Genomic DNA, 14060 nt, shown 5'->3' with positions numbered 1-14060 from the left:
GGGATTATCCATGAATATAAAAAACAAGGTTATGACCGCGCCGAGAGAGGATTCGAATGGATGGGATCTGGCGCATCTTGTGGGACAGCTTATTGATCACCGCTGGATCATTGTTGCGGTTACCGCCTTCTTTATGCTGGTGGCAACGCTCTACACACTGTTCGCTACACCGATTTATAGCGCTGACGCTTTAGTTCAGGTTGAGCAGAAAAATGCCAGCTCGGTACTGAACGATCTGGACAGCCTCATGCCGGCTACGCCAGCATCCGATACTGAGATTCAAATCCTTGAGTCTCGTATGGTTATCGGTAAAACCGTGGCTGATTTGGGATTAGATACTGTTGTTGAGCAGAACTACTTCCCGGTTATTGGTAAAGGTTTGTCGCGTCTGATGGGCAATAAACCATTTGATTTGGCTATCTCGCGTCTGGAAATTCCACGCACCATCGATAAACGTACCGTAGAACTGGAAGTGACTGGACCAGACTCTTATACCGTTTCTAAAGATGGTGATGAGCTGTTCAAAGGTAAAGTTGGCCAGCTGGAAACGCATGGCGATGTCACCATGCTGGTGAGCGGCATTAATGCTGATGAAGGCACGAGCTTTAATGTCACAAAGCTGAACGAATTGCAGGCAATTAATTCAGTGCTTGGCAATCTAACTGTTGCGGACAAAGGTAAAGATACAGGTGTGCTGGGACTTCAGTATGTGGGTGAGAATCCAGAGCTGATCAGCAAGGTATTAAACCAGATTGTTAACAACTACCTGTTACAGAACGTTGAACGTAAGTCTGAACAAGCAGAGAAGAGCCTTGAGTTCCTGCGTAAACAGTTACCGGAAGTCCGCTCTAAACTGGACGTTGCTGAAGACAAGCTGAACACCTTCCGTCGTCAGAACGACTCGGTTGACCTGTCACTGGAAGCGAAATCGGCTTTAGATTCATCTGTTAGCGTGCAGAGTCAATTGAATGAACTGACGTTCCGCGAAGCGGAAGTTTCTCAGTTGTTCACTAAAGATCACCCAACCTACCGCGCATTGCTGGAAAAACGCAAAACGTTGGAAGGTGAGCAGGCGCAGCTGAACAAGAAAATTTCAGGCATGCCGCAGACGCAGCAAGAGATCTTACGTCTGACGCGTGATGTGCAGTCAGGTCAGGAAATCTACATGCAGTTGCTGAATCGCCAACAAGAGTTAGGCATCAGCAAAGCCAGCACCGTGGGTGATGTTCGTATCATCGATGGCGCCGAAACGGCTAACTCGCCTGTTGCACCGAAGAAAGCCTTGATTATCGCTGCAAGCTTGATCTTTGGTCTGTTTGTTTCGGTTGGCCTGGTGCTGCTGAAAGCCTTGCTGCATCACGGTATTGAAAACCCGGACCAGCTGGAAGAGTTGGGCATGAACGTCTATGCCAGCGTCCCCCTTTCCGAATGGCAGCGTAAGAAAGATACCGAAGCGCTGGCGCGCCGTGGCAATAAGGTGAAAACCGATCCGCACGACACGCTGCTGGCATTAGGGAATCCAACTGACCTCTCTATTGAAGCGATTCGTAGCCTGCGTACCAGCCTGCATTTCGCCATGATGGAAGCCAAGAACAACATCCTGATGATTACCGGTGCGAGCCCGGGTATTGGTAAAACCTTTATCTGTGCCAACCTGGCAACGCTGGTTGCAAAAGCGGGCCAGCGCGTCCTGTTCATCGATGGTGACATGCGCCGCGGCTATACCCATGAGCTGCTGGGTGCAGAGAACAAGTCTGGCTTATCCAATATTCTTTCTGGCAAAACTGAATTCAATCCAGCAATGATTCAGAAAGGCATTTACGGCTTTGACTTCATGCCACGCGGTCAGGTGCCACCTAATCCATCTGAGCTGCTGATGCACCGTCGCATGGGTGAGCTGCTGGATTGGGCGAGCAAGAACTACGATTTGGTTCTGATCGATACACCACCGATTCTGGCCGTCACCGATGCCTCAATCATCGGTAAGTTGGCAGGAACTTCACTCATGGTGGCGCGTTTTGAAACCAATACCACCAAAGAAGTGGATGTCAGCTTCAAGCGCTTCGCACAAAACGGCATTGAAATTAAAGGCGTGATCCTTAACGCCGTGGTCCGTAAAGCGGCCAATGCTTATGGTTACGGTTATGACTATTACGATTATGAGTATGGCAAACCAACCAAAAGTTAATCATTGAGTGAATAAAGGGGCGGTTTGACCGCCCCTTTTTATGTCGTTATTTTCACTCACACTAGACAAAAGCTGACCTGCGCAAAATCCCGGTAATGTTGTATTAAGATCTTTTTAAGGGTTGTAAAAGCATTAATACATTGAGTCTTCAATGGCCATTTTATAACTTTTGCCTGACAAATTTCCTGTCGCCGCGTTGTATTTCCTTCTAGTTAAAAAACAGTTTATCGATTGCAGCTGTAGGAAAAGTGGCGATCAAAGCGTCGCCAACAAATTAGGACATCACCGGTTATCCTTGGTCATCCATACGTTATATCTTTGAATTTGGAAATGTTTTTAATGAGGTGCTGGTAATGAAGGATATTCGCTTCTCCATCGTAATTCCCGCTTATAATGCGTCAGAATCGATTGTGACGACGCTGGATTGCGTCAAGGCGCAAAGCTATCGCAATTTCGAAGTGATCATTGTGGATGACAAATCCATTGATGCTGCCGCGCTGGCAGAGGTGGTTCGCAGCGAGCGTTATCAGGATTTGGACATTAATCTGGTGCTCTCTGAGGTCAAGCTCAACGGTGCCGGTGCACGTAACAAAGGCATCGAGTTAGCTACCGGCGATTACGTCAGCTTTCTGGATGCCGATGATGAATGGCATGCAGATAAACTGCTTCATGTCAGCGAGAAAATTGCTCAGCTGGACGCGCAGGGCAAGCAGAACTTCATCATCTTTAGTCAGGTAAATATTTATCAGGATGGCTCTTTTCTGAAAGTGATGCCGATGCAGCCGCCGGGCAAAGATGAAACGGTTGCTGAGTATCTGTTCGGCTGTTACGGCTTTATTCAGACCAGCACTATCGTGTTGAAGCGTGAAGATGCGGCCAAAATCCAGTTTGATACGCGCTATATTCGCCATCAGGATTATGACTTCTGTATTCGCGCCGATCGCATGGGCTACGACTTCGTTATGATCGCTGCGCCTTTAGCTAATTATCATCTGGTGACCAAATTTGGTTCCAAGCACAAAGGCGAGTCAGTGAAGTATTCGATTTTCTGGCTGGATACGATGAAACCGCACCTTACCTCGCGTGACATTCACACCTATAAAGCCTTTAAACTGCCGCTGCGCTACAAAATGGACGGCAATTCGCTGATGGCGAGCCTGAGCTTTGCGCGCTATTTCTTCCTCACCAATAAAGACAACCGCGCTTACTTTATGAATCGCCTGAAAGACAAGGTGAGAGCGCGCTTTGGCGGAGAAAAAGCGCTTTCCTGACGCAGTTTTGCTCATCATTGCTCCTGAACGCAGGAGCAACCCTTTGGATACACTTTTTTCTTTTATTCAGGTATGAAGATGAATAATCAAGTTGGAACCGTCGGCATTGTTATGCCTATGTACAATGCACGTCAGACGGTATTACGCGCCGTGCAATCGGTTATCAATCAGAGTCACACAGACTGGCACCTTTACCTGATAAACGATAAATCTACCGATGACTCGCTGGCGTTCGTGCGCGAAAATTGTCAGGATGCACGCATCACCATTTTGGATAACGCCGTTAATATGGGCGCCGCCGAGACCCGCAATGTCGGGCTGCGTGCGGCTAAAGAGGAGATCATCGCTTTCCTCGACAGCGATGACGAATGGCATGCTGACAAGCTGGCGCAGCAAGTCGCAGCGATTGCCGCCGGGGATGATTTTGTGATCACCGAGTATCACTACAAAACCCAAAAAGCTGACCACGACATCACCTATTCAAAACCCTACCTCCAACAAGAAAATTTCGTGAAGAAGCAGTACCGCGTCTGTTTTTCATCGGTCTGTTTCCGCCGTCCGCCGCAGGGTATTTTTTTCCAGCGCAAAGGCCACGAAGATTTCCTGTTTCTCTACGAATTGTTCAGTCGCTACAAGCAAGCACGCGTTATTCAGACAATTCTTGTCAATTATTACGAATTAGGTGATTCACTTTCGCGCAATAAGAACAAAGCGGCGAAGTGGCACCTTGAATTATTAAGAATTATCTATAAAAACAATCCGTTAAAAATCTATTACTATTACGGCTGGTATATGGTGAATGGTGTGCTGTTTACCTTGAAGCATCGTTAAGCCGATCGGCAGGATTGTCTTTTACTCATTTTGAGGTGGATTGCGTTACATGAAAAAAATTGTCCTGGTGATCAAAGATGCCTACTCGTATGCGGGCACCGAGAACATCTGTAACTTCATGTCAGAGTGTCTTGGCGAAACGCACGATGTCACCGTTTACTCGTTGGAAGGCAGCGGAAAAACCTTCTATCCCTTTGAGCATGTGAAAGAGATCGTTAGCTTTGAGGGACACAGTAATCCGATTAAAAGCGCCGTCAGCCGTATCCATGAGGAAGATTTTGATACCGTTTTCCTGATCAGCATGGGTCGCCTGAGTGTGATGTTCGCTTTCTGGAACCTGATGTCGATGAAGAAAAAACGCGGCAAAGCCTACGCGTGTGAACACATTGCAATTAATTCCTTCAGTAAACCCATCAAATTCCTCAAGTATCTGCTGCTGCGCTACTACGATCGCGTAATTGTGCTGACCGATAAAGATCATCAGGTTTTTAATCGTTGGCACATTCCTAGCAAACAAATCCCTAATCCTGTGGTGTTTAAAGCCTTTCAGCGCCAGACGCGTAACCGTCAGGCATTAGCTGTGGGCCGTTTAGATCATCAAAAGGGATTTGATCTGTTGCTGGATATCTGGCGCGACTTCGCCAAAACCCATCCTGACTGGACGCTGGTGATTGCCGGTGATGGTGAACTGCGTCAGCAGTTGCACGATCAGGCCGCGGTATTGGGTATCACAGACAGTGTTAATTTTGTCGGCAAAGTCAGCAATATCAATGATTACTACCGCGACAGCGATATGGCGCTGATGACGTCACGCTATGAAGGCTTACCGCTGGTGTTACTCGAAGCGAAAGCATGGTCGCTGCCGGTGGTGGCCTATGACTGCCCAACTGGGCCACAAGAGATCATCAATCACGGTGAAGATGGATTTCTGGTTCCCATGAACGACAAAGCGGACTTTCTGGCACGCATGAACCAGCTGGCCAGTGATGATGCGCTGTTCTATGCCATGAGTGAAAAAACAAAAGAAACCGCGCTGAAATTCGACGGTAATCAAATCAAGCAAAGCTGGCTGGCGTTGGTTTAACTCGGGTAAATCCTACCCAATTGCAAAATGCCTCAAGGGACTAAGCCTTGGCCGATAACACGGCCTCATTAACCACGGGATATGTTGCATGAAAAGAAGAGAAGTGTTGCAAAGCGCAGCCTCAGCCATTGTTGGTGCCCTCTCTGTGAGCACCTTTTCCAGCTACGCAGCAAAAAGTAATGGTATTGCGCTTAAGCCGGTTGATGCCACCGCTGTACCCAAAAGCGACGTACCGATCTTAACGCCAGAAAATGTCTATGCCATGCCACCTCAGTTCTGGCAAGGTTTTGAGGGTAAATTATGGATTGGCAAAGCGGGCAGCGATGCCAGTAAACCAGGTAACCAAATTCCTGTTTTTTTGCGTGATGCCAACGGTAAAGTCTCTGAGATCAGCCAGCCCATTTCGCTGAACAAAGGCAATTTTGCGCAATTCATTCATGACAATGCCGCGTTGATCGCCGATCCGTCGCATTCCATGGCCGTTGAGGACAGCAACGGTCAAACGCTGTTTAACATTGCTGATGTGAACCGTCCAGGGCAGGCGGATTTTAGCCAACGGCTGGCACAGCCCACGGGTTATCAGCTGATTGGCGAAATCCCTTCGGTGGAAGAGCTGCGTAAAACGCGTCCGCTGTTTGAAGGGGCAAAAATCAAGCTGAAAAGCTGGCACGCGGGCCTTGAAGTTGGCGGCGGTGAGTTCGTCGGCAGTTTCCAGGATGCGAAAGATGATGACGGCGTTAATTTTGCAGGGCAGGGTTTTCACTGGCGTCGCGTTATTGAAGATTACAACCGCCTGACGCTGTTTGATTTTGGCGCGATTGCAGATGGCAAAACAGATACCGCGCCTGCGATTAAAGCGATGTATCAATGGTCGCTAGCCGCTGATCTGCAGATTTGCGTGCAGTTCCCGGCAGGTACCTTCTTTGTTACGGCCTGTGATTTTGGCCCAGATAATATGCGCTTCTTCCGTATTTCGGGCGCGATGGTGAACTTCGGTTATTTTCCTGCGACCACTTTGGTGTCCGACGGTAAATCCGATTTTATCTTCAAAGTTAATGCTCGCTGGGTGGAAATCTCCAACCTGATTTTCAACGGCAACACGGATACCCATCCCAACCAGCAAGGCTTGTTTAGCAACAGCTGTCCGGGAGGACAATTCTTCCGCGGCTCATGTTTACGCTTCACGCATGTGGGTGGCACGGCATTGAGCCTGCTGGATACGCTGGATTGCAAAATCGACCAATGGTACGCGTCACGCTGTACCGGTGATGTCATCAAAGCCGGTTGGTCTGGCCAGAAAAAAGGCAACTGGGATCACAGTACGGCGATTGAGCTGTCGAATTTCAACGCCCAAAACTGTCGTGGCGGCAAGGTATTGAATCTGCCGCGCTGCGCTCAGTCCATCATTCATAATGGCTGGATCGAGCACTGCGACTATCCCGGAGACATCTCTAACGGGCAATGGATCGTTGATGCACTCAGCCTGGAAGATTGTAAAAACCCGCTGATAGCGCACAACTCGCGCTTGAACATGCGTCAAACCAGCCTGCAATCAGGTAGTTGGATTGATAACTCTTCGCAGGGCGATCGCTGGCTCAGTGTTTGGGAAATGGGTTCGACGCGGGTTGAATCTTACGGTGTCGCCATTGATGGCAGCCTAAATTACAACTACATCACATCGCGCTGGCGGTTGGAAAATAATTCGAACCAACAAACCTGGTTTGAGCTGGGCAGTCTTTATTCCCCTGATGTCGGTGATTCATGGGAAATCGAAATTTTTGGCCAGTCGCAATTCAATAACGGTACTGACTCGCAGCCGTTAATGAATGTCGTGAATGACAAAACAACCGGTGGCCGTGCGGTGATCCATGTTCAACGCAAAAAGGGCAAGTCGGAAGCCAGCTGGTCTGCCGAAGGAAGCTGCCCGGTGGTTGAGGTGCGCTACGTTGCGCAGCACGACACCGATGTGCGTGTTTTCGTCAAGCTGGCAGGCTGGACGCCTGCCGCAGTGGTATTGGTGAAAAGCACTGGCAAAACGCGCTTTGATACCGGCCGCTGCGCCCGCGTTAACGCCAAAATGGTGCCCGCCAATCCGCCGGGCGGCGAGGAAAGCAAAAAAGCGCCTCAGCGTTTCAGCCTGCACAACGGGAAAGCGGGCATTGGCGCGAACGAAGAGGGCGATCTGCTTATTGCCTCGCGTCCGCTTTCTGACGATCAGGTTGATACCAGTAAGCCTGCAGGATTTGTCTCGGTAGTCATTAATGGCAAGCAGGTCGCGATGCCTTATTTTGCCATCAAGTCATAGCATTTAAACGGGCCGCCAAAATGGAGGCGGCCTGCAGTTTCAGGAGCGGGTTTTTGGGTTTATTTGCCTTATTGCAGTGCTTTAACAGAGTTCACTTTGCCAGTTTGGAAGATGGCGGCTTGCAGAATTAGAAAAATTTATTTGGAGTTTTTATGAAAATTTTATTGGTGGGTAACCATACCTGTGGGAATCGTGGGGATGGCGCGATTCTTCGTGGACTGATTGATTCGATGCAGTCCGCGCGTAGTGATCTTGATATCGATGTCATTAGCCGTTATCCAACCAGCTCTGGTTATTTGCTTCAACAGCACATTCAGCAAGACTCGCTGTTTTTGCACAACAGCAAGTCAGGTAAAGGATTGGTCGGTTCAGTAAAGCGTAAAGTCGCGAACCGTCTGATGCCTGACATCATGATGGCGCACTTGGGCAAAGGCGGCTTGTATAAATCCTTTTCTGTACCAGCGCACCTCAAAGCCTTTACTGAAAGCCTGAAACAGTACGATGCAATTATTCAGGTTGGCGGTTCATTCTTCGTCGATCTGTATGGCGTTACCCAGTTTGACCATGCGCTGTGTGCCTTGATGGCGAAGAAGCCGATTTACATGATTGGTCACTCAGTCGGCCCGTTCCAGAATCCTCGCGTTAACGCCCTGGCGAACTTTGTGTTTGACCGCGTAAACAGCCTGGTATTGCGTGAATCTGTCAGTCTTGATCTGATGAAGCGCGATGGTGTGACCAGCTCTAAAGTCGCTGCCGGCGTTGATACCGCGTTTTTGGTTAAAGCGCGTGAAGTTGAAAATCCAAGTCATAACTTGCGTCACTGGCAATCTATTATCAGCGCGCGCAAAACGATCGCCATTACCGTGCGTGAACTGGCGCCGTTTGACAAGCGTCTGGGTGTGACCCAGAAAGAGTATGAAGAGGCTTTTGGGCGCGTCATTAACGCGATGATTGCCGAAGGCTATCAGGTTGTGGCTTTCTCAACCTGTACCGGCATCGACAGCTACGCGAAAGATGACCGCATGGTGGCGTTAACGTTACGCGACCACGTTGCACAGCCTGAGCATTACCATGTCATCATGGACGAATTCAATGACCTTGAATTGGGAATCCTTTTAAGCCACTGTCATTTGACGATCGGCACTCGCCTGCATTCCGCCATTATTTCTATGAACTTCGGCACGCCAGCCGTTGCGATCAACTACGAGCACAAGTCGATGGGTGTGATGAATCAGCTTGGTTTGCCGCAGATGGCAACGGATGTCAAAAGCCTGATGGATGGTTCGCTGATCGACAAGGTTAAGACCGTTCTTGCTGATTACGACAACATCAAGCACAAGGTCGACACGGCCGTTGCGAATGAAAGGGAAATTGGCAATCGGATCACTGAAGAGATTCTCAAAGTATTAGGGTAATCAGATGAAGCTGACTTTTTTCACCATGCGTTTCCCGGTTGCCTCCGAAACCTTTGTTTTGAATCAGGTAACCCATTTTATTGATGCCGGTTACGATGTGGAGATTATTTCGGTATTTCCCGGTGATTTGGTGAATCGGCACGCTGCCTTTGATGAGTATGGGCTGGCGGCTAAGACACATTATCTGTTGCCGGAAGAGAAAGTCTCGCTGGTGGATAAGCTGATCCAGCGCCTCAAGCTGGTCTTGCCGAAGATAACCAAATCTTCGCTGCTTCGTTCGCTCAATGTGCGCCGCTATGGCGCACAATCCAGCAAACTGTTGTTGCCATCAATTGTGGCAAATGCGTCCCAGATTTTCACTGCTGATGTGTTTCTGGTGCATTTTGGCTATGCAGGTGCGCTCGCCAATAAGTTACGCGAGTTGGGCGTGCTGAAGGGCAAACAGGCCACCGTGTTTCACGGTGCTGACATTTCACGTCGACACATTCTGGAGGAGCACAAACACGATTACATCAATCTGTTTGAGCAGAGCGAACTGATGTTGCCGATCAGCCATTTATGGGAGAACAAGCTGATTGAGATGGGTTGCCCGCCAGAAAAAATTCATGTTACCCGCATGGGAATTGAGCCTGAGAAATTTAATTTTCAGCCGCGTCAGGGATTTCATAAACCTTTGCGGATTGTCTCGGTTGCACGTCTCACTGAGAAGAAAGGACTGGATGTCGCGGTGAAAGCGAGCGCAATTTTGAAACAGCGCGGTGGCCAGTTCCAGTACACCATTATTGGTAATGGCGATCAGGATGAGATGATGCGCGGCTTTATTGCCGAAGAGGGCATGGAAGATTGTGTGACGATGCCAGGCTTCAAGCCGCAGAACGAGATCCGCAAAGCATTAAGCGAGGCTGATATCTTCCTGCTGCCGTCTAAAACGGCTGCCGATGGTGACATGGAAGGCATTCCCGTGGCACTGATGGAAGCCATGGCGGTCGGTTTGCCGGTGGTTTCTACCTTTCATAGCGGCATCCCTGAACTGATTGAAAACAATGTTTCCGGCTGGTTAGTTGAAGAAGATGACCCGGAAGCGCTGGCGGACACCTTGCTGAAACTCTCACAGGGAGAAGTGGATGTCGTGCCGGTAGTGGCAGCGGCTCGACACAAAGTTGAGACCGAATTTAATCAGCATATCGCTTATGGCGAGCTGGCACAGATTCTGGAGCGATTGGTGTGAGTGGATTTAAGTCACAGGCGATTTGGTTGTTTGGCAGCACCTGTTTTTCGGCGGTGCTGCAGGTTGCACAACTTAGCCTTCTCGCCCGTAAGCTGGAAACCCATGAACTGGGGCTTTTAGCCATTATTAACGCCATTCTGGCCGTAGCGGGTGTACTTCAGGATATGGGCATGAGCAGCTATCTCGTGCACCGTCAGAACATTACTCGCCGCGAGCAGAGCACCATTTACTGGGTGAACGTCTCACTCAGTTTATGTACTGGCTTGATCATGCTAGCGATTGCCTTTCCGGTTGCCTGGTTCTATCACCTGCCAGAGCTGGTTGGTCTGATCATGTTGACCAGCCTGAACTTTCTGGTGTTGGGGCATTTGTCGCAATACCAGGCGCACTACATCAAAACCAAGCGGATGGTCTCGCTGGCAAAAATTGAGATGGGCACCAAGCTGTTCGCCTTTCTGTGCGTAGTGGCGATGCTGCAATACACCTCGCTTACGGTGGCCGCGGCCATACTCGGTCTATTCATTAACGCCTTTACCCGCATCATTTGCATGATTGTGCTGGGCGAGAAATCATGGCGTCCCACGTGGGAGTTTGATAAAGCGACCTTTATTGGCGCGGTGCGTTACGGTAGCTATCAGCTGGGATCGCAGACGATCAATCAGTTACGTACCCAAGCCGATGCGCTCGTGGTGGGTAAAGTGATGGGCGCGGAGATGCTGGGGGTTTACTCACTGGCGAAAGAGCTGGTATTACAACCGCTGAAGCTGGTTACACCGGTGATTAACCGTTTAGCGCTACCGCGTTTTGCAGAGAAACAGCAGGATCCTGAACAGCTTAAGAAACTGTTCCTGAAGGGAACGCTGGCGATTATGTTGTTCAGCAGCGCCATGTATTTTGTTATCGGCGTCTTCTCTCCGGTTATCGTGCGTGTGCTGTATGGCACATCCCATGAGCAGGTTTATCATCTGATCCCACTGATGTTGTTGTTCGGCATGCTGCGTCCAATGGGTGGTTTGACCGGGGCGATTTCGCAAGCGAACGGTCGCACTAACGTGGAGTTCTACTGGAACATTGTCGCGAGCCTGGTGGTATTAGGGGTATTAGCCACGACCTTCCTTTGGCCAAATGTCCTCTACGTTGCATTAACGCTCTCTATCTCTCAGGTATTGATTTCCGCGCTGGCACATCCTTTCTTTATCAAGCCGGTGATTGGTATTCGCTTTATGCCTTATGCGCGTCAGTGGATGTCAGTTTCAGTGGTGTTCGTTGGGCTAATGATGCTGATTAATCACTTCAATTTGTTTGTAATGCCGGAGTGGTTTGAGCGCTGGTTGTAATGCCCTGTTCCCACGAAGAGTCCGTGTGTAGAAACGCAGCTTAACAAGGGGACGAACGGAGCAATACCTGGCAAGATCGGCTAAGCTCCGGCGATGTAAGTTCAGGGTATATAACGTCAAATTATACGGGTGACACGGTGTCGCCCGTTTCTTTTTTTGGCTGGCCTCAGGGCGTTTTCTTATTTCATGACGGATCGGATTTGTGTCCAACCGGATCGAATTTCATTTGGCGATTACTGATTGTCTTTCCTCATATTCTGCACGTTCTGTCCCTAGGTAAAAAGCCGAATTTCCATGATTTGACAGTCAGTTAGTGTAGGATTTTCAGATAAAGATTATACTTGCAGCTCTGGCCGATCCTGCATAATCGATCCACATCTTCACTTCATTAAACGGAATAAACATGACCAAGCTTAAAGCAGTAATCCCGGTTGCGGGTCTCGGTATGCATATGCTCCCTGCGACTAAAGCCATTCCGAAAGAAATGCTGCCTGTTGTCGACAAACCGATGATTCAATACATCGTGGATGAATGTGTTGCAGCGGGCATCAAAGAGATTGTGCTGGTCACCCATGCTTCCAAAAATGCGGTGGAAAACCACTTTGATACGACTTACGAGCTGGAAGCATTGCTTGAAGCGCGCGTTAAGCGTCAATTGCTGAGCGAAGTGCAATCAATCTGTCCTCCGGGCGTTACCATCATGAACGTGCGTCAGGCACAACCATTAGGTCTTGGTCACTCCATTTTGTGTGCCCGCCCAATGATTGGTGATAATCCGTTCGTCGTGGTACTGCCAGACGTGCTGCTGGATGATTCCACCGCTGACCACCTGCGTTATAACCTTGCAGCGATGGTTGCACGCTTCGAAGAAACCGGTCACAGCCAGGTGCTGGCGAAACACATGCCAAACTCTGATCTCTCTGAATACTCGGTGATTACCACTGAAGAACCTATCGACAACCCAGGCGATGTTAGCAGCATCACCAACTTTGTTGAGAAGCCAGAAAACCCGGCTGAACTGAATTCCGATCTGGCTGCGGTAGGTCGCTATGTTCTTTCTGCTGATATCTGGGCAGAACTGGAGCGTACCGAACCAGGCGCGTGGGGTCGTATTCAGCTGACCGATGCTATCGCCAGCCTGAGCAAGCAGAAAACGGTAGACGTTTCGCTGTTAACGGGTAAAAGCTTCGACTGTGGTCGTAAGCTGGGTTACATGCAGGCATTCGTTTCATACGGCCTGCGTAACAACGCACAAGGTCGCGATTTCCGCGAAGCTATTCAAAAGATCCTGGCGAAGTAACCTTCAACATTCACGTGCCGCGTGTTTACGCGGCAGACTGAAAGGAGTTCACATGGCTATTTTAGTAACGGGCGGCGCAGGCTATATCGGCTCCCATACGGTGCTGGCATTGTTGCAGCGTGGCGACGACGTTGTTGTGCTGGATAACCTGTGCAATGCCTCGCGCGAAGCCATCAGTCGCGTAGAGAAGTTATCTGGCAAGAAAGCCACCTTTGTTGAAGGCGACATTCGCGATCGCGCCTGCTTGCGCGATCTGTTCGCATCTAATGATATCTCTGCCGTGATTCACTTCGCCGCGTTGAAAGCGGTAGGTGAATCAACGCGTATGCCGCTTGAATACTATGAGAACAACGTAGCGGGCACTGTGGTGTTGCTGGAAGAGATGCGCAGCGCAGGTGTCTGGAACTTTATTTTCAGCTCTTCTGCCACCGTCTATGGCGCAGATGCGCCGGTTCCGTACGTAGAAACCACGCCGATTGGCGGAACGACAAGCCCGTATGGCACCTCGAAGCTGATGACTGAATTTATCCTGCGTGACTTCGCTAAAGCCGATTCAAACTTCAAAGCGATTGCGCTGCGTTATTTCAACCCAGTTGGCGCACATGAATCAGGCGAAATTGGTGAAGACCCAACAGGTATTCCAAACAATTTGCTGCCTTACATTGCGCAGGTTGCGATTGGACGTTTAGAAAAGCTGGGCGTGTTCGGCGGTGATTACGATACGCCAGATGGCACCTGCCTGCGTGATTACATTCACGTGGTTGACCTGGCAGAAGGGCACTTAAAAGCGCTGGATCACTTAAGCAAGGTGGAAGGGTATAAAGCCTATAACCTTGGCGGCGGCAAAGGTTTCTCAGTGCTGGAGATGATCAATTCATTTGAGAAAGCTTCTGGTAAGAAGATTCCATTTGAGATCAAACCGCGCCGCGACGGTGACCTGCCGGCGTTCTGGGCTGATGCGTCGCTGGCCAATGATGAGCTGGACTGGCGTGTGACGCGCGGCATCGATGAGATGATGCGTGATACCTGGAACTGGCAGAGCAAGAATCCTAATGGTTTTAAATAACCGTTAAGCTTTACCCAACCAGCCCGGCTAAATGC

10 protein-coding genes are annotated in these 14060 nt (G+C 49.6%); all 10 read left to right on the top strand.

The window, feature by feature from the left end; genetic code table 11:
* The first annotated feature begins 10 nt into the window (after positions 1 to 10).
* On the top strand, positions 11 to 2188 hold the full coding sequence (gene wzc / locus SC127_RS16875; RefSeq protein WP_332627180.1) for a tyrosine-protein kinase Wzc: 2178 nt from the start codon (positions 11 to 13) through the stop codon (positions 2186 to 2188).
* Positions 2189 to 2541: 353 nt separating this feature from the next.
* Positions 2542 to 3459, top strand: coding sequence for a glycosyltransferase family 2 protein (locus tag SC127_RS16870; RefSeq protein WP_215846260.1), 918 nt, complete (start codon positions 2542 to 2544; stop codon positions 3457 to 3459).
* Between the two features lie 78 nt (positions 3460 to 3537).
* A complete protein-coding gene (locus SC127_RS16865) occupies positions 3538 to 4290 on the top strand; it encodes a glycosyltransferase family 2 protein (RefSeq protein ID WP_243077582.1) in 753 nt (250 codons plus the stop codon).
* A 49-nt stretch (positions 4291 to 4339) separates the two neighbouring features.
* Positions 4340 to 5374, top strand: coding sequence for a glycosyltransferase family 4 protein (locus SC127_RS16860; protein WP_243077583.1), 1035 nt, complete (start codon positions 4340 to 4342; stop codon positions 5372 to 5374).
* Between the two features lie 88 nt (positions 5375 to 5462).
* Complete coding sequence (locus tag SC127_RS16855) at positions 5463 to 7679, top strand: phage tailspike protein (RefSeq protein WP_332627179.1); 2217 nt, start codon at positions 5463 to 5465, stop codon at positions 7677 to 7679.
* Between the two features lie 152 nt (positions 7680 to 7831).
* Positions 7832 to 9094 carry a colanic acid biosynthesis pyruvyl transferase WcaK gene (wcaK, locus tag SC127_RS16850; protein ID WP_215846263.1) on the top strand — a complete coding sequence of 421 codons (1263 nt, stop codon included), beginning with the start codon at positions 7832 to 7834 and terminating at the stop codon, positions 9092 to 9094.
* Between the two features lie 4 nt (positions 9095 to 9098).
* On the top strand, positions 9099 to 10322 hold the full coding sequence (locus SC127_RS16845) for a glycosyltransferase (RefSeq protein WP_243077585.1): 1224 nt from the start codon (positions 9099 to 9101) through the stop codon (positions 10320 to 10322).
* Positions 10319 to 11659 (top strand): lipopolysaccharide biosynthesis protein, encoded by a 1341-nt coding sequence (locus SC127_RS16840; protein ID WP_243077586.1) that lies wholly within the window; start codon positions 10319 to 10321, stop codon positions 11657 to 11659. The genes SC127_RS16845 and SC127_RS16840 overlap by 4 nt, the downstream gene beginning before the upstream one ends.
* 403 nt (positions 11660 to 12062) lie before the next feature.
* Positions 12063 to 12959: a UTP--glucose-1-phosphate uridylyltransferase GalF gene (gene galF / locus SC127_RS16835; protein WP_215846269.1), complete on the top strand. Its 897-nt coding sequence runs from the start codon at positions 12063 to 12065 to the stop codon at positions 12957 to 12959.
* Positions 12960 to 13011: 52 nt separating this feature from the next.
* Positions 13012 to 14025 (top strand): UDP-glucose 4-epimerase GalE, encoded by a 1014-nt coding sequence (gene galE, locus SC127_RS16830; protein WP_243077587.1) that lies wholly within the window; start codon positions 13012 to 13014, stop codon positions 14023 to 14025.
* Positions 14026 to 14060: the final 35 nt, after the last annotated feature.

Source organism: Pantoea sp. T14 (assembly GCF_036663535.1).
Lineage (GTDB): Bacteria > Pseudomonadota > Gammaproteobacteria > Enterobacterales > Enterobacteriaceae > Pantoea > Pantoea phytostimulans.
This window is presented reverse-complemented; position numbering and strand designations above follow the sequence as displayed.

Excerpts from the sequence above, each read along its gene's own strand:
- wzc (WP_332627180.1), top strand. The coding sequence starts at position 11 with ATGAATATAAAAAACAAGGTTATGACCGCGCCGAGAGAGGATTCGAAT.
- SC127_RS16870 (WP_215846260.1), top strand. The coding sequence starts at position 2,542 with ATGAAGGATATTCGCTTCTCCATCGTAATTCCCGCTTATAATGCGTCA.
- SC127_RS16865 (WP_243077582.1), top strand. The coding sequence starts at position 3,538 with ATGAATAATCAAGTTGGAACCGTCGGCATTGTTATGCCTATGTACAAT.
- SC127_RS16860 (WP_243077583.1), top strand. The coding sequence starts at position 4,340 with ATGAAAAAAATTGTCCTGGTGATCAAAGATGCCTACTCGTATGCGGGC.
- SC127_RS16855 (WP_332627179.1), top strand. The coding sequence starts at position 5,463 with ATGAAAAGAAGAGAAGTGTTGCAAAGCGCAGCCTCAGCCATTGTTGGT.
- wcaK (WP_215846263.1), top strand. The coding sequence starts at position 7,832 with ATGAAAATTTTATTGGTGGGTAACCATACCTGTGGGAATCGTGGGGAT.
- SC127_RS16845 (WP_243077585.1), top strand. The coding sequence starts at position 9,099 with ATGAAGCTGACTTTTTTCACCATGCGTTTCCCGGTTGCCTCCGAAACC.
- galF (WP_215846269.1), top strand. The coding sequence starts at position 12,063 with ATGACCAAGCTTAAAGCAGTAATCCCGGTTGCGGGTCTCGGTATGCAT.
- galE (WP_243077587.1), top strand. The coding sequence starts at position 13,012 with ATGGCTATTTTAGTAACGGGCGGCGCAGGCTATATCGGCTCCCATACG.